Annotated in this window: 19 protein-coding genes; 9 read left to right on the top strand and 10 right to left on the bottom strand. The window is 45.9% G+C overall.

Going from position 1 to position 25388, the window contains the following annotated elements:
- The first annotated feature begins 587 nt into the window (after positions 1-587).
- A complete protein-coding gene (locus tag ACJJIN_RS07555; protein WP_444897541.1) occupies positions 588-1157 on the top strand; it encodes a nitrogen fixation protein NifB in 570 nt (189 codons plus the stop codon).
- Positions 1118-1411, top strand: coding sequence for a hypothetical protein (locus tag ACJJIN_RS07560; protein WP_444897542.1), 294 nt, complete (start codon positions 1118-1120; stop codon positions 1409-1411). Before ACJJIN_RS07555 ends, ACJJIN_RS07560 begins: the two co-directional genes overlap by 40 nt.
- Before the next feature lie 434 nt (positions 1412-1845).
- Here the strand turns inward: ACJJIN_RS07560 and ACJJIN_RS07565 are convergent, their stop codons facing one another.
- Positions 1846-3147: an MFS transporter gene (locus tag ACJJIN_RS07565; RefSeq protein ID WP_444897543.1), complete on the bottom strand. Its 1302-nt coding sequence runs from the start codon at positions 3145-3147 to the stop codon at positions 1846-1848.
- A gap of 774 nt (positions 3148-3921) precedes the next feature.
- Positions 3922-7494 carry a sialate O-acetylesterase gene (locus ACJJIN_RS07570; RefSeq protein WP_444897544.1) on the bottom strand — a complete coding sequence of 1191 codons (3573 nt, stop codon included), beginning with the start codon at positions 7492-7494 and terminating at the stop codon, positions 3922-3924.
- A 1636-nt stretch (positions 7495-9130) separates the two neighbouring features.
- Between ACJJIN_RS07570 and ACJJIN_RS07575 the strand changes: the two genes are divergently transcribed.
- From ACJJIN_RS07575 to ACJJIN_RS07585, 3 genes are all read left to right on the top strand, one after another.
- Positions 9131-10204, top strand: coding sequence for a 3-deoxy-7-phosphoheptulonate synthase (locus ACJJIN_RS07575; RefSeq protein WP_413665536.1), 1074 nt, complete (start codon positions 9131-9133; stop codon positions 10202-10204).
- A gap of 248 nt (positions 10205-10452) precedes the next feature.
- Entirely contained in the window at positions 10453-10908 is a 456-nt protein-coding gene (locus ACJJIN_RS07580; RefSeq protein ID WP_444897545.1) for a hypothetical protein, read from the top strand.
- Positions 10909-11058: 150 nt separating this feature from the next.
- Positions 11059-11667: an OsmC-related (seleno)protein gene (locus ACJJIN_RS07585; RefSeq protein WP_444897546.1), complete on the top strand. Its 609-nt coding sequence runs from the start codon at positions 11059-11061 to the stop codon at positions 11665-11667.
- A 54-nt stretch (positions 11668-11721) separates the two neighbouring features.
- On the opposite strand, the gene ACJJIN_RS07590 is transcribed toward ACJJIN_RS07585, so the two are convergent.
- Together ACJJIN_RS07590 and ACJJIN_RS07595 are read right to left on the bottom strand one after the other, a co-directional pair.
- Positions 11722-12435, bottom strand: coding sequence for an ion transporter (locus ACJJIN_RS07590; protein ID WP_444897547.1), 714 nt, complete (start codon positions 12433-12435; stop codon positions 11722-11724).
- Between the two features lie 242 nt (positions 12436-12677).
- Positions 12678-13991 carry a metallophosphoesterase gene (locus ACJJIN_RS07595; protein ID WP_444897548.1) on the bottom strand — a complete coding sequence of 438 codons (1314 nt, stop codon included), beginning with the start codon at positions 13989-13991 and terminating at the stop codon, positions 12678-12680.
- Positions 13992-14161: 170 nt separating this feature from the next.
- Here ACJJIN_RS07595 and ACJJIN_RS07600 point away from each other — a divergent pair, with 170 nt between their 5' ends.
- Positions 14162-14860, top strand: coding sequence for a hypothetical protein (locus ACJJIN_RS07600; RefSeq protein ID WP_444897549.1), 699 nt, complete (start codon positions 14162-14164; stop codon positions 14858-14860).
- A 244-nt stretch (positions 14861-15104) separates the two neighbouring features.
- On the opposite strand, the gene ACJJIN_RS07605 is transcribed toward ACJJIN_RS07600, so the two are convergent.
- Positions 15105-16025: a LysR family transcriptional regulator gene (locus ACJJIN_RS07605; RefSeq protein ID WP_444897550.1), complete on the bottom strand. Its 921-nt coding sequence runs from the start codon at positions 16023-16025 to the stop codon at positions 15105-15107.
- Between the two features lie 139 nt (positions 16026-16164).
- Between ACJJIN_RS07605 and ACJJIN_RS07610 the strand changes: the two genes are divergently transcribed.
- A complete protein-coding gene (locus ACJJIN_RS07610) occupies positions 16165-16929 on the top strand; it encodes an SDR family NAD(P)-dependent oxidoreductase (RefSeq protein WP_444897551.1) in 765 nt (254 codons plus the stop codon).
- 111 nt (positions 16930-17040) lie between these two features.
- Here ACJJIN_RS07610 and ACJJIN_RS07615 read toward each other — a convergent pair whose 3' ends face one another.
- Both ACJJIN_RS07615 and ACJJIN_RS07620 read right to left on the bottom strand, forming a co-directional pair.
- Entirely contained in the window at positions 17041-17397 is a 357-nt protein-coding gene (locus tag ACJJIN_RS07615) for a 5-carboxymethyl-2-hydroxymuconate Delta-isomerase (protein WP_444894103.1), read from the bottom strand.
- A 31-nt stretch (positions 17398-17428) separates the two neighbouring features.
- Positions 17429-18370 (bottom strand): peptidyl-alpha-hydroxyglycine alpha-amidating lyase family protein, encoded by a 942-nt coding sequence (locus tag ACJJIN_RS07620; RefSeq protein WP_444897552.1) that lies wholly within the window; start codon positions 18368-18370, stop codon positions 17429-17431.
- Positions 18371-18487: 117 nt separating this feature from the next.
- On the opposite strand from ACJJIN_RS07620, the gene ACJJIN_RS07625 reads away from it, so the two are divergent.
- The gene (locus tag ACJJIN_RS07625; RefSeq protein ID WP_444897553.1) at positions 18488-19384 is read left to right on the top strand and encodes a LysR family transcriptional regulator; all 897 of its coding nucleotides are present in this window, start codon (positions 18488-18490) and stop codon (positions 19382-19384) included.
- Positions 19385-19412: 28 nt separating this feature from the next.
- Here the strand turns inward: ACJJIN_RS07625 and ACJJIN_RS07630 are convergent, their stop codons facing one another.
- The 3 genes from ACJJIN_RS07630 to ACJJIN_RS07640 all read right to left on the bottom strand — a co-directional run bounded on the left by ACJJIN_RS07630 (position 19413) and on the right by ACJJIN_RS07640 (position 24653).
- A complete protein-coding gene (locus ACJJIN_RS07630; protein ID WP_444897554.1) occupies positions 19413-19859 on the bottom strand; it encodes a GNAT family N-acetyltransferase in 447 nt (148 codons plus the stop codon).
- A gap of 304 nt (positions 19860-20163) precedes the next feature.
- Positions 20164-23289 (bottom strand): efflux RND transporter permease subunit, encoded by a 3126-nt coding sequence (locus tag ACJJIN_RS07635; protein WP_444897555.1) that lies wholly within the window; start codon positions 23287-23289, stop codon positions 20164-20166.
- Entirely contained in the window at positions 23286-24653 is a 1368-nt protein-coding gene (locus tag ACJJIN_RS07640) for an efflux RND transporter periplasmic adaptor subunit (protein ID WP_444897556.1), read from the bottom strand. The genes ACJJIN_RS07635 and ACJJIN_RS07640 overlap by 4 nt, the downstream gene beginning before the upstream one ends.
- 273 nt (positions 24654-24926) lie before the next feature.
- Between ACJJIN_RS07640 and ACJJIN_RS07645 the strand changes: the two genes are divergently transcribed.
- Positions 24927-25346 carry an ester cyclase gene (locus tag ACJJIN_RS07645; protein ID WP_282933128.1) on the top strand — a complete coding sequence of 140 codons (420 nt, stop codon included), beginning with the start codon at positions 24927-24929 and terminating at the stop codon, positions 25344-25346.
- The last annotated feature ends 42 nt before the right edge of the window (positions 25347-25388 follow it).

Raw genomic sequence — 25388 nt, forward strand, 5'->3', positions numbered from 1 at the left:
TACGCACCTTTTGATGGGGCAAATTAATTACTTGAGTATAGCGCTATTGATATCACGCTATTAGAGCGAGATACAGTATGGTTTGAAAAAATCTGACAAGATAAACGGAAGGGATAATACTGGTTTTTTGGCTTTGTGGGCTAGGTGAGCGTAGATAAGACTTTCAGCAGGGAGGCCTTATCTACGCACTTGCTATCGAGTATGATTTTTAATCAGCGCAAGTTATCTCTCTCTTCCTTCATGCGCTTACCTATCGCTAAATGCGTCGCTGGATCAAAATGGTAATAACCTGAGAGATCATCTGTTTCATGAGCCTCAACATTGTAGGTGGTATCGAGACAATTCTGGACACCCACCAAAGTAGAAGCTTAAAGCGTCAAGTCAATTGACACAACACAGGCAGAATGATCAAAATACTGGAGTCAAAGATAAAAATCCATGACTCTTCCGCGCAGCACGCAAATCTCTCTCGATGCGACACCCTATTATCACTGTGTCTCCCGCTGTGTGCGTAGAGCGTTCCTTTGCGGTAGGGATGCTAATCCGAAAAAGACTATGAGCACCGACGCCGGTGGATTGAGGCCAGGATGCATAAGCTGGCCTCAATCTTTGCTCTCGATATCGCTGCCTATGCGGTAATGAGTAATCACACCCATATTGTGCTCTATATCGATACCTACACAGCAAACTCATGGTCCACTATCGAGATAATTGAACGCTGGCAACAACTTTTCAAAGGTTCTGCGCTAAGCAAACGTTATCTTCGCGGTGAAGCCCTGGATGCCGTCGAGCTGGAAAAACTTCAGGAGGTGACATCCCTTTGGCGCGAACGCCTGGTCGATATCAGCTGGTTTATGCGCTGCCTGAACGAGTCCATCGCCCGCCAGGCCAATGCCGAGGACAGCTGCACCGGTCGTTTCTGGGAAGGGCTTTTCAAGTCTCAGGCCTTGCTGGATGAAAGAGCCCTTGCCGCCTGCCTGGCTTACGTGGACCTCAACCCTATCCGTGCTAGTATCGCTAATCCGATTACACTTCGATCCAGCAACGCATCCACACAGCCATCTCAGGCCAGCAGCCCAAAAGCCTACTGCCGCTGGTGGGCGGAGAGCGCCGGGATATGCCTAAAGGCTTGCCTTTTCAGCTGGATCACTATTTAGAGCTGGTAGACTGGAGTGGCCGGCAGCTGCACCCTAAAAAGCGCGGCGCTATTCCCGAAAACATCCCACCTATTTTAAATCGGCTGGGTATTTCGCCAAAACACTGGCTCTACCTAAACCGCAATTTTGAAAGCCGCTTTAAACGCTTGGTGGGCTCGGCGGAAGCGGTACGCCAGGTCTGTGCGCAGCAAAATAAACGCTGGGTACACGGGCTGCCCGATTGCCAGCGCTTTCTTTGCCCCGCCCCCTGCTAGATTACAGAAATCCGCTTATCAGCTGCCCCTAGATTCCATCGCTCCCGACTCTACACCCCACCTGATTCCCTATGGACTCCCAAAATGATCTTTTAACGTCAAATTGCCATCTATTTTGAGACAGATATACCGGCTACCAAGTGGTGGCGAAAAAATTCTTGTCTAGCTTCCGACTCTCCATTCTTTGGATGTTCTTTGGATGTCCTGGATTAATTTCTCTGGATTAATTTCTAATTCCTGGATTAATTTGAGGAATTATTCAGAGACTCACTAGATTCAATGAACTGCTATACGCACGAGATATACAACTTGGATATAGGAAGATTCTCATCATCAATTAATGCACATTCCAGATTTCAGAGCCCACATATCAATAAAATATTGATAGCTATTTACATACCATCAACTCAGATTTTTATTGAGCGCAGAAAGTACTACTCGGGTTGTGGCTGAAACCTCTTGTTTAGCACAATAGCCATATCTTTTGACAAGTTCGAGATAGACGGCAATAGATAAAGGAAAGAGGAAATAATAAACACAAATCCAGCAATAGACCACGCAATAGAAATACTAAAATAGTGAGCTGTATACCCTGCCACTAAAGCCCCTGCCGTCGCACCCCCTTGTGCAATTAAAGATTTCACCGATAGCATTGTTGATCTTCTAGATTCTGGAATTTTCTCGTGAAACATTGCCGATCCTGGAGCCATCGAAATCCCAACAACAACATGCAATAGTAAATATACAACTATAAAACCATACAAATCACTTTGAATTGCAAATATAAAAAATAGTAGTCCTGTACAGAACTCAAGCACCAATAGCATATTCGAATAATTATTTTTAAAAACTCTTGACAAGGGAATGGAGCATCCCTGCCCTACCGCCATACAAACATAATTTAACGCAAATAGAATACCAAACAACCAAAGACTTTCCTTGCTGTCGACTAAAGTAGAAAGCATTGGCTGCCAAAGTTGCTCTAAACTAATGAACGCGACCCCGCTTATGAAGTCAATTAATAAAAGTGGTTTAAAGACTGGATTCTCAACAATCACATCAAAAGCACTCTTAATGGTACTGTGAACCTCGCGGAAAAAATTCGAACCAACTGGCTCCCCCATAGAATCTGATTCACCAACAAAATAGAAAGTACAAAGCATATGTATTAATATTAAAGGAACAAGAAAGACAAAACCCACCTCATAAAACCCTATAAAATCGTAGCTATCACTTACAAATGAAAACCATACTGGGATAAGTCCTGAAAATACTGCCCCAACAGCTAAGCCAATCATCTGGAAAATATTTACTGAAGCTTGGGCTTCCATCAAGTTTGTTTCACCATCTCTAGAAACCACTTTAAACTGCTCAACAAAAAGTGCATCAATAGTTCCAGAGAAAAGAGCTATAGACAATCCATTAAGAATCATAAATACAATCAATTCCGCAAAGCTAGACGACCACCAAAAACCTATCACTACAAACAGTAGAACCAGCTCGCCAGCTATAAAGGTCTTTTTTCTCCCGTATCTATCAGCAAGCGCTCCAAACGGGACCTCTAAAGCAACAGTGGATATTGTTGCTACTGCCAACAATATACCCATTTCATGAAGCTCGATTCCTTTACTCATAAACAACAAGAATATAATCGGAGCAATCATCCCACTTATAGCTGATATTCCAGCCTGAACAAGACCAAACTTAATTATTAAAGCATGTACCGACCTGCTCATCTTTATCACCATTCCTGGTTGAAACGCCGCCATCGCATAGCAATAAATTATGGCTATGCCTAGCTAAAATTCATACTCTAACCTACTGTGATGGGTCAGCACGATTACATACAAGTACAATTACAACCTCACGAATCCATGTTAGGTATTAAGGGTTGCGATTAGATCAATTCACAAATGATATTCATAACTTTCTATTAGGATAGAAACTATTAACTCTTCACACCTAGGAAGTGAGGATTCCTAAAATACAACTCACGAGATGTTAAAGATCAATTTGCCCCTTGTGATTCAATACTCCAACGCTCACAGTATCAACTTGAATATCTGAAGAGGGTGAGTAATTCGAAAATTTTTAACAAAATTCCCATATGTCATTCGCCTCCAGTTGTAGAAGTAAATAATTAGCCGCATATATAAAGATTAAACTCTAGTCGGGCTGTGCGTTTTCACAAAATAAAGTAAAGCTTGTTTTGCTTCGCTACGAGTAGTAAGTGCCATTAATCAGGGAAAATTCTACTGGTAGCACTACCACCTTTCCCGGTCCAGAAAAAGGCAGCGATGAGTTGAAGGAATTGTAATAATGTGAGGAATGAACGACTTAAATTAGGTCTTAGGTACCTCGCTTGGCCTAGGCAAAGCGATATACCAAAGCAAGGCAACCTGAGAGTATATTGGAGTTAACTTGTAAGCCTTTAAGGCAAAGCCAGAGCGGATAAAACCTTAAGAATGATGGTTTTATCCACTACTTAACCCCTGTAAATGAGTCCTAAATCAATGTAAGTTATCCATCTCTTCTTTCATTCTCTTACCTATCGCTAAATGCGCCGCTGGATCAAAATGGTAATAACCTGAGAGATCATCTGTTTCATGAGCCTCAACATTATAGAGGTTGTCTGCAACAGACTGTTGGGCAGACTGGATAGCTCCACTGGCATCACCATAGTGGCTTTTAGCAATAACAATGGGCAAGTCATAATCATTTAGCGCTTCCCGTAGGCCATTCACCAGACAGGTCAAATTCGCCTCATAGTTGTTTTCATTTACACTTTGCCCTCCATCATTCCAACCCTGGAACCAGATAAAACTATCGATTTCAATCGACTTATTTTCATACTGCGGAAAGTAACCAGCCAAGACTTCAGGGTCGCGCAAGGCCTCAATCTTCTCCAACATCGCAGTGTAAAGAGACTCCTGATTTTCCTCATCTTGGGTCCACTCATTAGCGGCGGAGTCATGGCAGCCAGGGACCTTCCAGTCAACTCTCAGGTCAGTACCACCCTGAACCACTTTTAAAAGTAACAGATCGTTCTCAGTCTCTTCACCGAGATAGTGCCCTAAAGTGAGCTCTGGTCCATAGCGGTTAGTAGACACGCCGTAATTGGGGAACAATTCACCATGGCGCTCAGAGAAGGAGAGAGAACCGGTATCATTCAATGAACCCTGATACTGCAGTACAGTAATATCGTCTCGTGTACCTTCAAGAGCTGCGTCCAGGTGACCATCAGTATAAATTTCAGCTACCTCCATAGCAGTACTCATTTGCATCCAGGCATCGTAGTTGTACCCATAGGAGCCATCGCTAGAGGAGAAGTAATATCTACTGATGGTGGCAAAGAGTCGGTCAGTCAGATCAAAGTTACGGCTATCACAGGTTTCACCTGTATGAGAGTCGAGACTGCCTGCACGGCAGAGGAATTGCCCGAGCTTCTGCACCACAGGATCTTCGTTATCATCGCTAAGTCTCTGGTTATAATCGGCTAGCGAATCACTATTATTGATAAACTGCTCTGTTATCTGGTCATCACTAATCGCCGTAGAACCACAGTCGACATCGCCGTAGGTGTAATCTGCATTGGCATGACAAATCAGCTCTTGCAAGCGATCTAACCGGGTGTTGTTGCCTTCCATATTGGACTGGCCTGCCATAACCACAACTTTTACAACATCCTCATCTGAAGTATCACCCACTGGATCGGTATTTACGTCACCACCAGATGGATAGATAGCAAAATCATAATCATAAAACTCAAAATCCCTGAAGGTGTCAGGAGTTGTGACTACGAGAGCATAGAGTTCATGATTGGCAGGTACCGGTACTACGGTACTTGAATCTTCCCCGGAGCTATCAATATCAAATGGATAATAGCTACGAGAGCCAGTAGATGGGTTGTAAACCACTGCACGACCACGGAAGTCCGCATGAGCTGGGTTATTTTCAGCATCAACCCTAACCGCAATGGTGTAGTTACTGTCTTCAGTAATACCCTCTACCTTAAAGGCATTAAAAGCCCAAGAGCCAGGTACAAAACCGGTATCCATATCAGTCCAGCTGTTACCCGTCCCTTCCTGGTCAAATGTTTGGGTGTACTTATTATCGTGGGTGCTGGCATCAGGGTGCTCACTCAACATCCGACTCAAAGAGGCTGCCTCCGACACCTGGTAGGCCTCACTCTCAACCATATCCCAGGTCGTGATTTGTGCTGCAAAATCTGCAAACAGGGCCTTCATATCGTGCCCTTGTGCTGTTAGATAGGCATCCGCTGCTTCCAGGTCGTTGAGCCCATCCCTGGAGTCACGGAATACACCTCCCATCAGATCCTTACTCACAGCATAATTAGTCAGCCAAGACCAGAAAATATATGCACCGTACTGATGCCCGCCTTTAAAGTCATAACCATATTGGTGATCGACGGGAGAGTCTTGAATGGCCCAAAGTGTAATATGCGGGTGGAGGGTGTAGTAACCCAGCAAGCTGTCTTTAACGCCCGGGATATTGTGATCCGCGCCCCAGCTTGCGGAGGATTCCAGGGTGTACTTACCACTGGACTCACCTGTGACCCTGTTTAGCTTACCCTGATAGGAGTGGAAGTTCTCATGCATCCAGTGCTGGGCATTAGACTGCGTAAGCGGATTATCCTCCAGGGTGTAATTCTTAACGAACGTATTACTGATTGAGTCATTGAGTTCTAAATCACGGGTGGAACCTTCATCACTGAAGTAAGTGCAAAGCTCGCCTTTTCCATACATGCCGGCTTCAAAGATATTCCTTTCCCATACCCGCTCTTGAGCCACAATATAATGCTCAAAATTAGCCATTGTTTTGTCGGTATCATCCGACCACCATTGGCACTGGTACGTTGAACAAAGATAGTTGTTGTAACCATCATAGGGGCTGGTAGCAATCATCGATTCATTGCACTTACTGCCACCCAGGTCCATGACTTCATCGTATGTCAGCACACGCTCATAGAGTCGCGCATCCCAGATTTTTCCCGCGAAGGGCCCAAATTGCAGCATGTCGCCCAAGTAAGGATAGCTATCACCATCAACAGATATCGAAGAAGAAGCCTCACCGTTTACGTACACGGTTAGCGTGCCATTGTCGACCGTAACTGCGACATGATTACAGCTACGGGTCTTTAAAGTACTTTCTGCGTTAGAAAACTGCTGGCTGTCTTGGCCGCCCAATTGCCCTACAACAACATCATCACTGATGCCTATATAAAAGCTGCCGGAGTTATTATCACCATTAGTATCGGCAATTGATCTCACCATCACTTCATCGTCTTCAGTACTATCCGGGATGAACTTAAAAGACAAGCTAAAATGCGCGAGGCCATCTTTCTCAGGAAGAGCCACCGTCATGTCTGCATTATTAAAGTCGTTGCGACTGACAAACATTGTGCGCCCTTCTACATCTGGATCCGAAGATGCACTTTCTGTTAGCGCAGTACCCTCAACAATCACAGAATTTCCACCCGCTACATCACGGAATTCCAAGTGAGACGGGACATGCACCAGAAGGCTGTCAGCTGGTCCATCCAGGAAATCGCTGGCACAATCATTTGCCGCAACTTCAATAGTAACTGTCGCAATATTACTAGCACCACTACTATCTGACGCTAGATATGAGAAGCTATCAGTACCCGTAAAGTCTGTTGCAGGGAGGTACTCCCAGCGACGCCCACTTCCTGTTAAAGTGCCATGCGCCGGCTCCGACTGAATAGAATATTCTAGAGAATCCAGATCTTCATCATACGCAGCAAGAAATATAGATTTTGCAAGTCGGCCGTGTGCGGCCATCTCTACCAACTGATCATTGGCAATGGGCAGCGTGTTAGAATCATCACCTTCATCCGGGGTATCTACAACTCCCCCACCCGAATTTCCACCGCCTGAATTTCCACCACCCGAGTTATCACCGCCAGTGTTCTCTTGCGGTGTCGTCTCATCGTTACTACTACCTCCGCCACCACAGCCAAAAAGTAGTGCGCTTAATAATAATACGAGGGGGGCCTTAAATGCCTTTTCGGAGCGATTTGTTTTGTTGATACGTATAAACATTACTTGTCATTTAGAAATACTGAAATTAACAAACGAAGCTTATCCGTATCTCCTCGCGGGTACCGTGAACCAGTTCTTTGATTGAGTCACCCTGACTTAAAATTAAAGCTACCACTAAAATTTATTGACTTACTTAACTTTTCCACGACGGCTCTTTTTGACTACCAAGACTTGCAAATCTATTGGCTATTTATAGAACATAGAAAATTATCAGTCTTCTCTTGAGGTTTGATAACTAGCTATATAACGAAAGCAAGGCGTTATAAGTGCACTTAATTTAGCTTTCCCTTGAATTAGCTTCCCATGCTCATTCATCAAGTAATTAAGGCATACCTTGAGTACTTCAACACCTACCAGGACGCTGGACCCTAAGCTTGCTGCCAATGTTGGAAATATATTTGATATCAGAAAGAGTACGACAAGACAGGTTAGGCGGTTAACCAAGTCGCACTTAAAAAAACGCTTCTTTATCTCTCAGGTTTTGCAAACCATATCACAGCATTATAAACAAGGCTCTTACAGTAAATCGTTTGCAAAGCTTTGGGCATAACTTCTCTGGTTATTCACAACACAGCCTAATCAATTAAAAGTAAGAAGGTATAAATTTTGCTTAACCAATACAGGAAAAAGACACAACCCCAGCTTCAAAAGATTGAAAATATAATTATGCTCTTTTCACTCGCAATCAAAAAGTAATTATTGATCACGTGGATAGAGGTGAGTGTCCACAAAAGTTAATACTCCTATTTTTGCACAATACGAAACCCTAACCCCTTACAAAGAAAAGGCGAGCCAGTTTTCTACATTTTGTAGGAAACGATCCGCACCGAAAAAAGAAAATTTATTCGCAACAATCATCAACTTGACTACGTTGTAGCTCTTACAAAAAGCCCAATTTGATATAAGCACACCTTTATGTCTAGCAGAGAAGATTCTCATCAAATTAGAATCTGTAATGCTCAGAAATGACAATTGCTGTTCACATTGATGCTTGCGATCACTTCAAAATTAGTTGAAAAGACTTACGAGCCCTTTTTGAAATGCAAGACATAGCTGATCAGTTTATTATTTCGTTTTATGGGGAAACTTTGAGACTCATATAGGAGGCAATAGCCGGCTCTATTCTCGAGCACTAGCTTCGCAAACTACACAGATATAATCCAGGGATTCACAGACAGCTTGCCCGCCAATTTCAGCGCCCGTGTAGCTTATTCAATGATTTAGATCGCTAATTTAGCTAAATCAAATACCGCCCGGTGACGTTAACTATCGAGCATCCTTAATCAAAATTATCCGCGGCTTGTCTCGAGTGCCTCCCACTCCTGGCACTCGCGAATTGTTTTCAGCTATTACTCTGTAAGGAGCCCTCTGAATACTGCGCTTCTGACTGCATACTCCATAGAAGCGCTAATGCCATCTGCCACCATTTGGCTGCTAAAGATGGCGGCAATGGGCACTCTCTACTAACGGATTGCGCCAACCTGTCTAAGGGACCCTAGCAAATGGCCATCCCTAAAGAAGGCCAATTATTTGGTTGCAAATGAAACCCTCGCCCTATTCTTGATGGCAAAGTAGGATAGGTACACCGCCTGCAGGTGCAGCGCGGCACTAAGGAATAGAGAAACCAGAAGACGCCATGACCACACAGCAGTTCGACGACTTAAATGTTGTCTCCCAGGAAGTACTGATCAGCCCGGAGACGCTGAAAGCAGAACTCCCCATTAGCGATGCCGCCGAGGCGACTGTCGCTGGAGGACGCGCCGCCGTGCGCGACATCCTAGATCGTAAAGACCACCGGCTAATGGTGGTAATCGGGCCATGCTCCGTTCACGATGTGAACGCCGCAATGGATTATGCCAAGCGCTTGAAGGCGATTGCGGACAAGGTTTCCGATACCCTGCTAATTGTAATGCGCGTCTATTTTGAGAAGCCCCGCACCACTGTTGGCTGGAAGGGCTTGATCAACGACCCTCACTTGAACGACTCCTTCAAGATTGAGGAGGGGCTGCATATTGGCCGCAAGCTGCTATTGGATGTTGCCGAGCTAGGGTTGCCTACTGCAACAGAAGCTCTAGACCCAATCTCCCCTCAGTACCTGCAGGACCTAATTTCATGGTCTGCCATTGGCGCGCGAACCACAGAGTCACAGACCCACCGGGAAATGGCCAGCGGCCTCTCCTCTGCCGTGGGCTTCAAGAATGGTACCGATGGTGGCCTGGAGGTGGCTATCAATGCCCTACAATCGGTCGCCAACCCCCATCGTTTCCTCGGCATCAATAAGCACGGTCAAGTTGCGATTATCCACACCGCGGGCAACCCATACGGTCACGTTGTACTTCGCGGGGGCAATGACAAGCCAAATTACGATTCAGTGAGTGTTGCAATGTGCGAGCAGGAGCTGCGTAAGTCTAATATCGTGCCAAACATTATGGTCGATTGCAGTCATGCCAACTCCAATAAAAACCACGAATTACAGCCCCTGGTGGTCGACAATGTGACTCACCAAATCCTCGATGGCAATCAGTCGATTATTGGCATTATGGTGGAAAGTAACCTGAAAGCCGGCAACCAGAAAATTCTGCCAAACCTGAGCGATATGGAGTATGGCGTTTCGGTAACCGATAAATGTATCGATTGGGAAACTACTGAGTCCCTGCTATTAGGCATGGCCGAACAGCTACGCGAACCCCTTAAAGCACGCTCCTCTTAGATCTCCCCCTGGAGAGGCCCATAGCGGGCCTCTTTCCTTCCGAAAAGATAACCGCCACAGCTTGATCTCCCTACAAATTACGCTATCCACTTGATAAAGACCCTACAAAAAGAGTACTTTTGCCCTGCCGTAACAGATAGCTGTCGTATGTTTCCTTCAATCAGCTAAATAAAAATAAGCGGCTTACTAACTGAGGTTGAAATCTGGCACCTAATTTTACATTTATGGGAAATAGGAAAGCAGCACATATGGAACTGCAGTCCAACAAAGTACCAATCTATATCTTTGGTGGGTTCACTCTAACCTGGCTACTTGTCAGCCTAAGTTTTGCTCTCGATGGGGGCTCCACCATCTCCTGGCTGGCCACCGCTCTCTGCACTCTTCTTGCAGTAATCACATTCTCCTTTCGGGCAACACATTACATTGATGGAGAATCAAAAAGCTATGTTTCCAAGAGACAAGCCCTATGGCATAGCTGGACCGAGAGGCAATCGCTAGCGGCGTTCAAGGGGATAAAGGTTGTCTCCTACTCACCCCATACCACAGACCGTAAAAGTAGCCACTCCAGCTGGCAGGTAATATTGGTCCCCCGCCAAAGTAACGGTAGCAATAGTATCCAGGCGCAGGCCTTCCACTCCAAGAATGATGCGCTGGCCTACGCGCATGAACTCGCGCTCTTTACCGCGCTCCCCCTACTGGACTAAAGAGCCAGTACCCTTAAGGCACAAGTGGGGATATGGCCCTTCTCACCCTAACCTCCTTTGTTAAAGCTGTTGCCACCCAACTCCGCAGGGGTGCACAAATCAACTCTACTCGACCCTCCAGTCGAGACACAAAAACAGAGGAGCCTCGAAATGCACCCAATTCAGTGGGAAATGTCAAGTTCTACCATCGTTCGCAAGTTGGACGAGAATGCACACCAAGTAACCTTCCCTCCCCCTCACCTCGATAAGGTGAAACAAGGCGAGCTGCTGAAGTTTCACGCTCATATTAATGTCGAACAAATGCCTGAGGGGCATCACCTAAAAAAAGCCACCATATTTTCCAACGTTCCTAATGGTGGAACATGGGAGCTTATCTGTGATGAAGGCACAGCCGTCGGCGGTAGAGGCAGCGCCCCATCTCCAATTATGTACTTCTCTGCAGGACTAGCCCTTTGCATGATGTCTCACATCGAAATGCTGGCTAAACTTGGCGGGATCAAATTAAAAAGTGTAAGGCTAGAGCAAAAAACTGAGTTCTCAACCACTTTGAATTTTGGGGGTATCAAACCGGAAGAAGTCTTTGGCAAGGGGGATAGAGTGGAAATACATTTGATTGTTGAAAGTGATGAGCCAGAAGAAAAACTTGTAAAATTTATGCATTGTTGCCGGCAGGCCTGTATGTCACTTCAAACCGTTTCCAGTGCTACACCCGTTGATACCCAGCTCTTTATCAATAGTAAAGCGATTGAGTTCAATTAAATACCCTGGGATGGCCTCACAGACGAAGAGGCCATAGCCTATTAGCGCTTGTTACTAATCGTTTTCTACATCCTCAATCCGGGCTTTAGATAAGGCAGAAGCGACAAGACCTGTCGGAATTGCAACCACCCCCAAACCAATCAAAAGCACAAAGAAAGTAAATATTCTCCCACCGAGAGTAACTGGATACATGTCACCATAACCCACAGTGGTTAAGGTTGTAACTGCCCACCACAAACTGTGAAAGATAGATTTAAATTGTTCCGGCTGAGCAGCGCTCTCAAAATAATAGATACCTACAGATGACAAATAAAGCAAGATCAGAGCTGTTACTCCAAACAATACCAGTTCCTCTTTAACCATACTAAATGCACGGCTAAATCGAGCAACTGCCTTACTATAGCGCAACAGCTTTAAAACCCTAAACACTTGAAATAAGCGAACAATTCTAAGCGCCCTTAAATCCATTCCTGAAGCTATATAAAATGGCAAGAACGCCATAAGATCAATCAAACCATAAAAACTGAAGATAAAGCCCAATCTATTTTTCGCCGCATACACGCGACATATATATTCCAAAGTAAACACAATCACTGAGAACAACTCGAAGTGATCCAATACAGCTCTCTGTTCTGGTGTTAAATCAGGGATAGTACCCACAGAAAAAGAAATTAGCGATACAACTATCAGACACTGAATAAATATGGAAAAAAATCGCCCCTCTTTGCTCTCATAATTATCAACCAGCTTTCTAATTCCCTGCTCCACACAATCACCCAGCTCGTATCATATTGAATATATACCGCATTTTAACACTACCTGCTAATGTACATGCATATTTGGCTTTATCATTTTGTAAGTTGTAAGCGATACACCAAACAATAAAAATCATGATTAGAGAGGCGATTCGAGTAATGCAGCTGAAACATGCCAACACCAATAAGTCGGCCTAAACACTCTATTTCAGCTCCCAACAACGACCTCAAACGCTCTTTTTTATACAGACATACTTAAAAAAATATCCCCAAAAAAGCCATCCAATGTACAGTATTTAGAACATCAAATGGCTCTTCCTTTGTATCTTTGTCAATAAAACTTTTACGCACTACGCCAGTATTACGAATTACTGGTTTGCCCGACTCAAAGACCAGTGCTTTTGGTACATACAAAGTGCTATCCACCAAGTACACCTTACCCTGGAACTTGGAAGCCAATTCTTCCTGATGGCTATGACCTACCACAATATAGCTTACGTCAAAGTGCTCCATAGTAGCATTAACTAACTGCTGATCGGCCTCCGGATATTGATCCATCGCATAGGCATAGCCACGATATTGCGTTGGAGAGTGTGGCCCGACTAACAGGCTATTATCTATCTTGGCCCCTGATAAATAGGCTCTATGGGCATCATTAAATTCGCTGGTGCTCAGCCCCTGCTTGAGCACCTGAGGGCTTATACCTCCATGGGTAAAAAGTACTGACTCAAGCTTCAGTGTTACATCTTTACTTCTTAGCCAAGCCCCTAAAACTGTATCTTCTGCCAAAGCTTGATCATATGGCCTCAACTGCTCTATAGCCCATAAATGTTCAGCCTCTACAGATTTAATTCTATAAGTAAATGCATACTGTTCATGATTTCCTAGTAGAAGATGTACAGCTCCACCACTATTGGCCGCTTCCTCCTCAAGATGATAGATAAACCAGAGCAAATCATAAACATATCGCCCCCGGTCAAAGACATCACCTACAATCACTAATTGGCCTGAGCCATAAGACCATTTTTCATCGACATCAATAATACCCAGGTTTCTCGCCCAATTTTTAAAGAAGTCTAGATCTCCTTCCAAGTCACTCACCACAGCAATAGGGCTTATCCCGTCATAGGGGACAAACTCAACTTCACCATCCCTCAAAGAATAAGTTCTTTGATCGCCCCCACACTCCAATACAATTTCCTTAGAAATGGACCTCTGCTCTTTAACTTTATCGTCACAGAACCACCGTGAAATATAACCATCTGTGCTTTGAATGATCACCGGCCCCTGCATCCTTTCTAGAAGCGGGTTTTCAGCAATTTTACTCAAGTCGGCGCGCCACCTAATAGCCGCATCACCAATAGGAATCTTAATTCCTTGAAAGACTTGTCCTGTAGTTTTAATAACCTTACTACCACTTAGCAGGTAGGTTATACCTGCTACCCCCAAAATAAATAGGACAAAAAATAAGGTGATAGCTCGCTTAACAACCGTTCCGACCACAAAAAATCCCTTTAACATAACCTGAATCAATTCGAACATTATCAAGACAAAGATTTCTTGAGTCAAAATCATTCAACTTATGGCAAAATTTAACCTGTACCCCAGTACAAATTAATTCAATAGAAACTCTCTATCAGCCAAATACAAATCGAGTAAATTTGAAAAGAAAAATACGGTGAAAACAGCCAAAAATATGCGGTATTATGCCAAGCATAAATGAAATGGAGTTCAAAGCTATGCCGCTGCAAGATCAACTAAATTCTCGTAATGCTTTGAGAGAACTGAAAGCTGACCCGCAAACTGCACTACAAAATTATCGGTTGCAAGTCGGCCTCCAACCTGGACATCAAACGCAGCTGGCTCGAGTTCCATTCTCACTCAACTTGGGAAATATCAATATCGGCCCAGGTGCACCAAATAACGACAGTAGAATCTATATTCAGGCTCTCACAACCCCAACGCGGGGACACAGTTCTTTGAATCGGTATACCGCACTATTACGGCCCAATACGGCAAATGCGGATTTTTGGGTAACCGAGCGTCAAACTGGCTGTAGCTTAATCATTCTTGACTGGGGTGGTGGTCAGCTCTCTATGGGGCACTTGCAGCCCCATCCATTTAATAGTTACAACCAGGTAAATCAAACTATTATCGATAATACGCCTCTCAGTGTATTTGCCAGCACGCAGAGAAGCTACTTACGAACAGACGTCACTCAGCTAATCGATGTCTCTAAAGTTGGTGGCCTGGACCCGAATCGTTATATTTTGATTCAATCAAACTTTGCGGCCATTAATCTGCAAAATAAAAATGTAATAGGTGTTAAGGAAACAGGGCAATGGAACTTTTACATGCAAACCAATGGTGTGAATAGAACTGTCCAGCAGCTCGTATGGACCGCCTGGAGTTCTTACCTGCCCTATTTTGCCTACTAATAATCAGTTTATTAAAAAGGCCAGATTGGTTGAATAGAGTATAAATCTGGCCAGCAGCAGGTCACACATAGCATGTATGGGAAAGGATACCTGATTGGCATTGTTGCTGCGCTTGTCTTATGGCTACTGCTTAGATATGTCGATAAGCGCTACTACCAAAAGAAGAGAGAATTAAAAAGAAAGAAGCTTCAGAAAATTCAAAAGAAAAAAAGAGATAATACGTAAAACCCTGCCATATTTGCTTTTAAGGCTGGATTAAATCCCTTTGCAAGCCCTCAACCAATGCCTGCCAAACTACCTCTACCGCTTTACTTCTTATAGACCTTCCCAAGCACACTAGATGGATCGGTTGCAACTCAGGGCTTCTCCATTGCTGAAAGATAGATATCAACTTGCCCTCCGCTAATTCCCTGCGCACCAGAAGAGGATCAATCATAACTATACCTTGGCCCATTGTAGCTAATTCAACTAATGTACGGCCATCATCGACCACCATCGCCGGATCAATGGCAATGGTCATTATTTCGTTACCATCGTTAGAAAAGTGCCAGTGGTCAATGGTTGTTGTTTGGTTACTAAACACTAAGCATTGATGCTGGCTTAAATCATCTGGAGAATTAGGCTCCCCCCAACTCGCCAAATAATCCGGGCTGGCAAACCACCCCCAACGCTTTTCACCTATTCGGCGCGCTACCAATGAAGAGTCCGGCAAGTGTCCCGTGCGAATGGCAATATCAACGCCTTCATCCAGTAAGTTCACAACCCTATCGCTTAAGTTCACTTGAAAAGTAATTTTTGGGTAGCGTTGCTTTAGTAGTGGTATGGATGGCAATAAGTACCGCTGCCCCATTAAGGTAGAGCAACTTATCTTAACTCTACCAACAGCTTCATCCTGTTGGGAGAGGATCAGGTGTTCGGTATTGCTCATTAGCTGAGCCATAGTCTCCGTTGCTTCCAACAAAGCAGCACCGGCATCCGTAAGGCGCAATTGCCGCGTACTTCTGTGCAATAGACGCTGATCAACAAACCCCTCCAGCTGTGCCAGCTTCTTGCTGACTGATGAGCGAGGTAAGTCCAGCTGATTAGCAGCCCCCTGAAAACTGCCTTGCTCAATGACCAACCGGAAGACGTACAAATGTCCCAAGTATTGATGTAGATGCTGCATTCTGCCTCATTGCTTCCAAATTAGAACCAAAGTGTTGCCCTAACGGTGCCTTATTGATACCAGTCTAACAACATATCCTCCTAAGCCTAATCTTGGCAACTGCCATTCATTGCACCATTACAATCGCAAGAGAGGATCTATGGGACACCAGCAGAGAACAAAAACCATCGCAATCACTGGTGGCACTGCCGGTATTGGACTCGCAACAGCTAAGCACTTTTTATCCGAGGGCTGGCAAGTCATCATCACGGGCCGAAACGCTGAAAAACTGGAACAAACAGCCGAGGATATCGCGGGCCTCTTTGGGAGTAGCGGCCAACTGACATGCCACCTATGTGATAGTGGAAAACTCGACCAAATTGAGCAACTGGGAAACAAATTACAAAACGATGAGGTTAAACTGGATGCCCTTATCTTGAATGCCGGTATTTTCAAGCCTGGGATATTTGAGGAAACCGATGAAGCCCTCTTCGATCACACTTTTGATATCAATGTGAAGGGGCCTTTTTTCACGCTGCAAAAATTACTACCGGTGATGAATAACCCCTCCAGCGTGGTTTTGCTTTCGAGTATTGCCGTAGAGAAAACTTTTTCGGGAACTTCCGCTTATAGTGCGAGTAAGTCTGCCATTGAAGGTTATGCCCAGGTCCTGAATGCGGAGTTAGCGGTGAGGGGAATTCGTATAAATAGCGTACGCCCCGGAATCACCCTGACCGAAATCCAGGAAAAAGCCGGCATGAGCCAATCAGACATTCAAAGTCTCTCAGAGAGTATGGTGGTAACGCCACTGGGCCGGGCCCTTGAGGTAGATGACATAGTGCCAGCAATCCACTACCTGGCCACAGATCACTCAGTCGGTATGCGAAATGCACACCTGAAGGTTGATGGGGGCTACTGCCTCTAACCGGCCTGAAAGTGCGCAAGTGGGGGCCAAGCCCTCCACTTGTGCGAATGAGTACCTTTTGCCGAAGCTTTCTTGTAGTTCAACCCGGCACACTTAAAAATGGGAAATAAGCTACGCAACGAGCCCCAATGCAGCGCGATTACAATATGTAGCTCGCACGATCTCGCGGACCTCTACAGAAACCATCTCCACATCGGGCACGGCTGCACATAGGGCCTTGGCTAGTAAATGAGCCAAGCTTTGTCGCTGCTCAATACTTCTACCTGAAAGCAGACTGCACTCCAGGTGTACAAACGGTGCTGGTTCAGGTCCAACCAAATAGTGCTCGACAGGTAACAAACGAACTTTAATATCCCCCGGCTCAAAGAGTGCAGACTGATCTGCAGCGGCATGGATAGAAGTCAGTAAGCTATCAACATCTACCGACTCAAGTAGGTTAGAAGGACACTGGATAACACAGTGAGGCATAAATACTCCCAGGTAAATTTTGAAAGAAAAGCTACATGACCGGAGCGGGTAGTGTATCCGCTGGCAGTAAGCGATTGATGCTCCAATTCAAGATATGGGACACCCAAAGTCCGTCGTCATCCACATAGATCCCATGTACAAAGCCAAATTGCTTCTGTCCCCGCCCAGGCTGGCCTTGATAACGCATCTTGAGATCACCAGACAGGTCGTACTGTCGCACTTCCTCGGCCCGCGCATCTGTCATCCACAAAGCATCACCTTTGAGAAACAGGACATAGGGGTAACCTATTCCTCTCCATTGAGTTAAATATTTACCCTTTGAATCAAAGATCTGTACCCTGCGATTTTCACGATCGGCAATATATAACTGCCCCTCAGAATCAATCACAATGGAGTGAGGGAAATTAAACTCTCCAGGGGCCTCCCCCTGACCACCCCAGGTGGTTACCAAAAGGCCATTCTTATCCAGCTTTACGATGCGGCTGTTGCCTTTATCCACCACATAAATAAATCCATTTCTATCCACCGCAACATCTTGGGGCTGATCGAACAGCACCAAGTTGTAGTCGCGATCAAACCAGCCTTCACTGGCTGCTCCTCGCTTCCCCAATACCATGGCTACTTCGCCATCAGGTGCAAATTTCAATACCAGGTGCGTGGCAGTATCGGTAGTCCAAATATTGCCCTTATGGTCTATACGAAGACCATGCGGATTTTCAAACAGTCCCGCGCCAATTTCGCGAACAAAACGCCGCTGCCCATCGAACTCCAACAGCGAATGAGACCCTCGGTGAAACACAACAAAGTGGCCATTCTCCCTGCGGACCACCCCCGCAACCTCCCCAAAGTGCCAACCCACTGGCAACTTAAAATCACCCCCCTTGACGTGAAATGGCTGGCTGTTTGGCGGTGCCTCGGCCAGCGTAAAGGCGCTGGGAACCAAAATCAGGCATAGCAATACAATCACTTTCATCAGAAACCCTTCTTAACTTGTCGATCTGCCAAGATATTGTGACTTTTTCCTATAAATGCGTTAATAGCATAATTTTGATATTCACTTTTTCCTGCCAGGAAATTATTGGAGGTTCCTTTGGACCGGTTCCACTTAATTCAGGTGTTCACTACGGTGGCGCGATTGGGGTCATTTACCCGTGCCGCCCGGGAATTGGGGTCCACGGTGTCCGCTGTGAGCAAGGCCATCCAACAGCTTGAGCAGCGACTGGGTACTCGGCTAATTCACCGTACTACCCGATCCCAAAGCCTTACGGATGCGGGGCGGGACTACCTGGAAACCACAGAGCGTGTCCTTAATGATCTTAGGGAAGTGGAAGAGCGCCTAACCAGCTCCAAGGGGCAGCCCTCTGGACTGTTGCGGATTACCGCCCCAACGGCTCTGGGGCAGTTCTGGCTGGCACCTAGGCTCCCGAAGTTTACAACTGAGCACCCAGATATCCGTTTGGATCTGATTTTGGATGATCAGCTTCGGGATCTTACCGGTGAAGGGTTTGACCTGGCATTGCGCTCCCAACCTGCGCAGCCCCAATCAACGCTCTACTCTCATCAAATCGGCCGGCACGATCGGCTCCTGGTAGCATCTCCTGAGTACCTGGCAAGGATTAAGTCTTTTTCCTCCCCGGACCAACTCAATAAATTCCAACTACTGTGTTACAAATACAGCCGCGATCCACTTTCCTGGACCTTTCAAAAGGGGCAGGAATCGATCACGATTGCCCCCAAGCCCTACTTTTCAAGTAATAACTACTATTCCCTCTACCAAGCAGCCCAGTCTGGCGCCGGTATAGCTTGCCTTTACGATTATTTGGTAGAGCGGGATATTACGGCGGGTAACTTGGTTCAGGTTCTGCCGGATTGGCAGCAATCAAGCAGACCACTTTTTGCGGTGTATCAGCAGAGAAGAGCCGCCTCCGCCAAGCTGGATGCCTTTTGGAGGTTTCTGGAGGAATGTTTTGAGAACAACGCCTGCTGACACTCCTGTAGCATAGGTGTTTGTGTATTTAGTTGGCGCTGGGGGGGCGAACCATCTCATTGGCAAGTACAGGGACCCCACTGTAGGTAGTTTGCAGCTCCCTGGTCACCACAAAACCATATTTGCGATACAGGTTTTTCACCGGGTCGTTGGTTTTGGCAACCTGCAGGTGTACAGCGCCACTGATTTCCCCTAACAGGTACTCCAGCAACTCCCGCCCTACCCCCTGACCTCTAAACGAAGGATGTACAAACAGTGCACGAATCTCATTCTTATATCGCGCACCATAGCCAAGAACATCACCTTTTTCGTACACATAAATATCCGACTCCATCAGCTGGGCCAAACGTTTTTGATCTTTATCCAGCGGCAGCAGATTGAAACTCCGGTTTTCAAACCGTAGCTCATCGAGTTTTGAACGGGCATATATATCCAGCACACTTGGATAGTCATTTTTATTGTATTTTCTAATCATTTTGAGAGTGAATCTGTACAAAAGAAGGCAAGTTCAAATTTATCTTCCTGATTATCAGTTGAAGTACGGGGGACAACAAGGACTATTCGCTACTTATTCCGTGACGTACATGAAACATTCGACTACTTATTAAAACAACTCCGAAACCCTATGTTGGATACTCGTACAAGTGCGCTAATTAAGAATTGATGAATAATTCTTCCCGGAGCTCAAAGTATTACCACTGCTTTCTCTTTTATCTTCCTTCTTCTACCACTCATTCCAGCTATTTTTTCACTTCAACAATCAAGATTATCCGTGTGCTTTAGGTCGTAGAAGCAGCGATATCTTCAGGTAATCGATCTAGCGGCTCCTGAATTCGCTCAGTTAAGCCAAAGTCCTTGAGAATGCCATAAAGGGCTGGCAGGACTAACAGAATCAAAACGGTTGAACTACTTATCCCAAATACAATACTGGTTACCAGTGGAATCAGTATCTGAGCTTGAAGGCTGGTTTCGAACATCAGTGGCAGCAAGCCGGCTACTGTTGTCAGTGAGGTAAGGAAAATAGCCCTGAACCGGTCGCGACTGGCTTGACTCGCCGCCGTGTGAACGTCCATTCCCTTTCGGACGCGAAGCTTCACAAACTCTACTAACAGGATTGAATCATTCACCACAATTCCAGTGAGAGAGACAAATCCCATCATGCTGGGCATCGTCATATTCTGCCCCATAATAATATGTCCCCAGACTACACCTATTAAAGCCAGGGGAATCGCCATCATCACAATTACAGGTTCGGTATAACTACGAAATTGAAGCGAGAGTAGTAAATAGATTCCTATTGCCCCGATCAACAAGGCCTTACCCATCGATAGACCTGTAATGAGACTATTCTCAATCTCTCCTTTCATGGTTACCCTTAGGCCCGGAAATTCCTGCTCCAATGGTGCAAAAAAGTTCTGTTGGGTATCCAGCAGAATTTCACTGGCATTGGCCCTCTCTGTAAAAACATCTGCAAAGACCGTAACAACACGCTCACCATTTATTCTCTGGATACGCGCATAGTCCCGGTGCATTTCAATATCGGCAATTGCCATCAAGGGTACACGCTGCCTTGTTTCAGGGTGGATAATGACAAGCTCGTCAAATCGTGACAGCGCACTGCGAGATGGCTCATCCATTCGAACACGAATTTCGTAAGTCTCTCCCTGATACTGCACTTCATCAATCTCTGTGCCCTGATAGGCAGCTCTCAGTTGAGTGGCCACAACACTGGCATCAATACCAGAAGCATAAACCCCCTCCCGCATTCGGACCGTCAGCTGTGGCTTACCAGGACGCAGGTCATCTAGTACATTCACCACTCCTTCGTAACTGCGCAGCCAGTTTTGTAGACGTATAGATATTCCTTTTAGCTGATCAATATCCAGCCCGGCCAAGCGAAGGTAAATAGCTCGTCCAGCTGGACCAGGCGATGGCTCCTTATACAAAATCGCGATCGCACCAGGGATATCACCAGCAGCCTTACTCCAGGCCTGACGTAACTCACTGATACTTGTATGGCGAACTTCTGCAGCCAGTAGGTCGACATTTATTGTGGCTACATGAGCTCCACTCTCAAAAGCATCGCCATTCACCCCGTAAGTAACACTAATGTGCTCGATAAGAGGCGCTACCTCTTTCCCTGAGAGGTTTTCAGCAGCTAAATACAGGGCCTTCTTCTGATATGCCACCAGCTTTTCCATTTCTACGAGGGAGGTTCCTTGGGGCATTAGAATTCGGGCCTGTAGTAAATCTCCCTCCAATGTAGGAAACCCTTGGAATTTAACTAACCCCGCAGGAAGTAAACTCACCGTAACAAAAAATAGTCCCACTACGCCGCCGACAAAAGCATATCTGTATTCAACCGCTTTATCAGCGACACGCCCGACATACTCTCTCCACAACTCAAACCGCTGAGCAAAAGCGATTTTCCAGGCTGGTGGGTTTTCCTTGTGCGAAAGGGCATGACGCAAATGAGCGGGGAGAATAAGAAAGGCTTCAATCAGGCTAACCACTAGTACAGAGATTAAAACAATTGGTAAAACTTTGAGGACCTGCCCCATGTCCCCTTTGATAAAAGCTAATCCAGAAAAAACGATCACGGTAGTAACAAATGAGGAGATAACCCCCCTTGCAACACGCTTGGTTCCGATAACCACCGCCTGAAGAGGTGTACGGCCATCCCGGTATTCGGTGGCGATACTTTCCGAAAGCACAATGGCATCATCCATCAAGATTCCAATTGCAATCAGCAGCCCCACCAAGCTGATCATATTGATGGATATACCCAAAGTAGTAATCACAGCAAAGGCGCCGAGAAATGAAACGGGCAGGCCCATAACCACCCAAAACACATATCGCCCGCTAAAAAACAAATAAAGGGTCAGCGCAACAAGAATAAGCCCTTGCCAGGCGTTGGTAATAATCATCCTTAAACGATCAGCAACAATTGAGGCGCTATCCTGAGTAAGAATCAACCGCAGTTCTTCCGGCAAATGGGCATTTTCCGCCTGGACAAATTCGCGAACCGCTTCCAACACCCTCAAACTGTCATCCACGCTGTTTTTCTGAACAACAAGCAATGCGGCTCGCTGCCCATCAAAAGTGATTTTGTCCTCCTCCTTTTCAAAACTGTCGTGGATAGTGGCAATATCGCCCAATCGCACCTCTGCGCCATCCATTCCTTTGACAACAATAAGTTCTTCAAGCTCTGCTGCGGTGCGCCGCTTTTCGGTAAAACGAACCTGATACTCCCGATCAGGTGCAGTTACCTTACCGGCGGGCATATCAATTGCCTGCTTATCGATAATTGCGGCAAGATCGGCAACACTCAGTCCATACTGTCGCAAATTGTAATCTGAAATTTCCACTTGCAATTGATGGTCTGAAAAACCGGAAATTTTGACAATGGGCACCAACGGATGACGAAGTAACTCTCGGCGATAGTGCTCGGCCAATTGGTTGAGCTGGATCAAAGGCAAATCTGCGCTTAGGGCAACACTCACCACCGGCTGGGTACGTCCCAGCTCTTCTATTACTGGCCTTTCGCTCTCAGCAGGAAGGGAGTCTATCGCATCTACTGCAGATTCAATGTCGGCAAGAAACTGCCCCATATCACCTGCTTCCTGCATTTTCAGTTTCATCACGCCAAGATTGTCTGCAGCTTCACAGCGGCGCTCATCAATAAATGGGATGCCATCCGTTGCCTCTTCGAGGGGGAGGCAGATACTGTCTTCGACCTCAGCGGTAGCTGCACCAGGATAAAATACCGAGACTTGTACTTCGAACTTGTCGATTTCCGGCATAGTCTCTCGCTTCATCGTCGGCAATACGAAAAAGCCAGCCAGCATTAAACCCACCATAAGCAAATTGGCAGCAGTTGGGTGGATCGCAAAAAAGCGAATCACTCGCCAACTTCCTCTGCTGCCACGGCCAGGTCTGAAACTCCCATTTTGACATCGATGACAGATACTGCCGTCCCACTGATTGCTGGGATAACATCAGTAGTTATCACCTGATCTCCAGGCACCAAGCCAGAGCGAACAACAGCTAGATCACCCTGGTAGTAGTCCACCGTTATGGTGCGAATCTTCAATTGATTATTTTCAGCCAAGTAGACCCGCCCTTCATGCATGGCTCTGCGAGGGATAACTAAAGCTGGCGAAGGAGGTGCAATAAGCTTAATCCGGGCATACATACCACGAAATAGGGGCGGCCGACCCTCGGCTACTATATTTCGATAAGGGTTATCCACTGCAACCACTACGGAGAGAGTTCTGCTTGTGGTATCCATGGTACCTCCAACTCTCACTACCCTGCCCCGCCATTCCACCGGTTCAATACCACCTACCAGTCCAACCCTGGCCTCCAATCCCAATAAGGCATCTGAGAAGTCGTCAGGCGAGAGAGTTTGATCACTGGGAGATTCAATACTCCGAAAAAGAGGCACTATTTGAGCCATCGTCAGTTCGGCTGAAACCTCCACCTGATCCATACCATAAGCGACAAAAAGCGGAGTCCCATGGGCAACAGACTGGCCAGCCTCCACATAGACATCACCGATCCGCACGTTATAGGGCAGGCTTATCCGGGTTCGCGATAACTGGTAGCGACTTTCACCAAGCAGCGCTTCAGCACGACTTATCTGGGCCTTTATCACCTGCCTACGAGTGGGAAAGAGGGAGAGATTACCCTTTTGAAGTTCAACTTCTTGTCGCAACTTCAATACCCGTTGCTCCTCCGCATCAGCCGCTGAGCGAGAAACAATCCCCTTAACCGCCAACTGCTCTTTTCGCTGTAATTCCTGTTCCCCTAATTCCAGTGTCCTCTGAGCTATTTCCAACGAACGCTGGCTATTAGCCTTTTCAACCTCCAGTTCTTGTAATTTTGCGCGATAAACAGCCAAGTCACTCTCCGCTTGAGCAACGGCCAATTGATAGCTGGTTTCGTCAATATTTAGGATTGGTGCCCCGGCAGATATTATTGCGCCAGGTTCCAAATCAGCCGACACTGAAACCACACGACCACCAACTTCAGAGTTTGCCTCAAGGATAAGGCTCGGCATCACCTCTCCAAAAGCAACAGTTTCAGCTCGAATAGGCATTCGCTTCACTTCGATGGCTTCCACCAGCAGTTCCGGAACTTGCCCTTCGTATCTTTGTGGTTTCTGTCGACTGGCCACCAGCGACATAGCCATTAAAATTCCACCAAGTATCAAAACGGGTAGCATTCGACGACGCTTTAGTAAGGCTTTGATTGCGCTACTTGTCATAGTTTTACCCATAAAGAACTGGCCGAACCAGACCTTAAAAAGCCTAGTGCCACTAAAACCCAGCAGTTGAATACTCTATTAAAGTTCGCAGAACGCACAACACCCTGTAAAGCTTAAAGTAGTTACTCAATATATTTACCTTGTAATCTGCGCCAACTCATATCAATCGACTATCAATATTGAATCCAATCCCACTTCGATTCGCTCCCCCCTTAAATTCACTGAACTATGCTTGGGCTACCAAATTCCGACCTAACTGACAGTGGGACAAAAATGGCGAACAATCACAAAGAGACATCAAAAGCGATACTGGAATTGTGGGGGGACAACTTCCCCGACAAAGCGACAGATTATTTATCACCGGATTATAAAAATCACCAAATGCCCTATGCTGGCGGTTCCACGTCGGTTTTATCGATAAAAGACTGCCTGGATTTAGTCGCTGAATTTCACCAGGGATTCTCCAACACAAAATTAGAAATTCTGGTACAAGTTGCCGAGGGTGATTATGTTTGTACCCGCTGGAGGATTACCGCCACCCATACGGGAAAATTCCTACAGTATGACGCAACAGGAAAAACCAGCAGTTGGACTGGCGTACATACCGATAGATATAAAGATGGAAAAATGGTGGAAAGCTGGGTGGACTGGGATAAATACACTTTCCTGGAGCAATTAGGTTTAGTTGAATAGCCGACCACGAACCAGTCAAAGGTAGCCTGCGCAACGCTACCT

This window comes from Microbulbifer maximicatervae (SeqCode) (assembly GCF_052467505.1).

Bases quoted from the DNA above. Each gene is read 5' to 3' on its own strand.
- ACJJIN_RS07555 (WP_444897541.1), top strand. From the start codon at position 588: ATGCATAAGCTGGCCTCAATCTTTGCTCTCGATATCGCTGCCTATGCG.
- ACJJIN_RS07560 (WP_444897542.1), top strand. From the start codon at position 1,118: ATGCCTAAAGGCTTGCCTTTTCAGCTGGATCACTATTTAGAGCTGGTA.
- ACJJIN_RS07565 (WP_444897543.1), bottom strand. From the start codon at position 3,147: ATGAGCAGGTCGGTACATGCTTTAATAATTAAGTTTGGTCTTGTTCAG.
- ACJJIN_RS07570 (WP_444897544.1), bottom strand. From the start codon at position 7,494: ATGTTTATACGTATCAACAAAACAAATCGCTCCGAAAAGGCATTTAAG.
- ACJJIN_RS07575 (WP_413665536.1), top strand. From the start codon at position 9,131: ATGACCACACAGCAGTTCGACGACTTAAATGTTGTCTCCCAGGAAGTA.
- ACJJIN_RS07580 (WP_444897545.1), top strand. From the start codon at position 10,453: ATGGAACTGCAGTCCAACAAAGTACCAATCTATATCTTTGGTGGGTTC.
- ACJJIN_RS07585 (WP_444897546.1), top strand. From the start codon at position 11,059: ATGCACCCAATTCAGTGGGAAATGTCAAGTTCTACCATCGTTCGCAAG.
- ACJJIN_RS07600 (WP_444897549.1), top strand. From the start codon at position 14,162: ATGCCGCTGCAAGATCAACTAAATTCTCGTAATGCTTTGAGAGAACTG.
- ACJJIN_RS07605 (WP_444897550.1), bottom strand. From the start codon at position 16,025: ATGCAGCATCTACATCAATACTTGGGACATTTGTACGTCTTCCGGTTG.
- ACJJIN_RS07610 (WP_444897551.1), top strand. From the start codon at position 16,165: ATGGGACACCAGCAGAGAACAAAAACCATCGCAATCACTGGTGGCACT.
- ACJJIN_RS07615 (WP_444894103.1), bottom strand. From the start codon at position 17,397: ATGCCTCACTGTGTTATCCAGTGTCCTTCTAACCTACTTGAGTCGGTA.
- ACJJIN_RS07620 (WP_444897552.1), bottom strand. From the start codon at position 18,370: ATGAAAGTGATTGTATTGCTATGCCTGATTTTGGTTCCCAGCGCCTTT.
- ACJJIN_RS07630 (WP_444897554.1), bottom strand. From the start codon at position 19,859: ATGATTAGAAAATACAATAAAAATGACTATCCAAGTGTGCTGGATATA.
- ACJJIN_RS07640 (WP_444897556.1), bottom strand. From the start codon at position 24,653: ATGACAAGTAGCGCAATCAAAGCCTTACTAAAGCGTCGTCGAATGCTA.
- ACJJIN_RS07645 (WP_282933128.1), top strand. From the start codon at position 24,927: ATGGCGAACAATCACAAAGAGACATCAAAAGCGATACTGGAATTGTGG.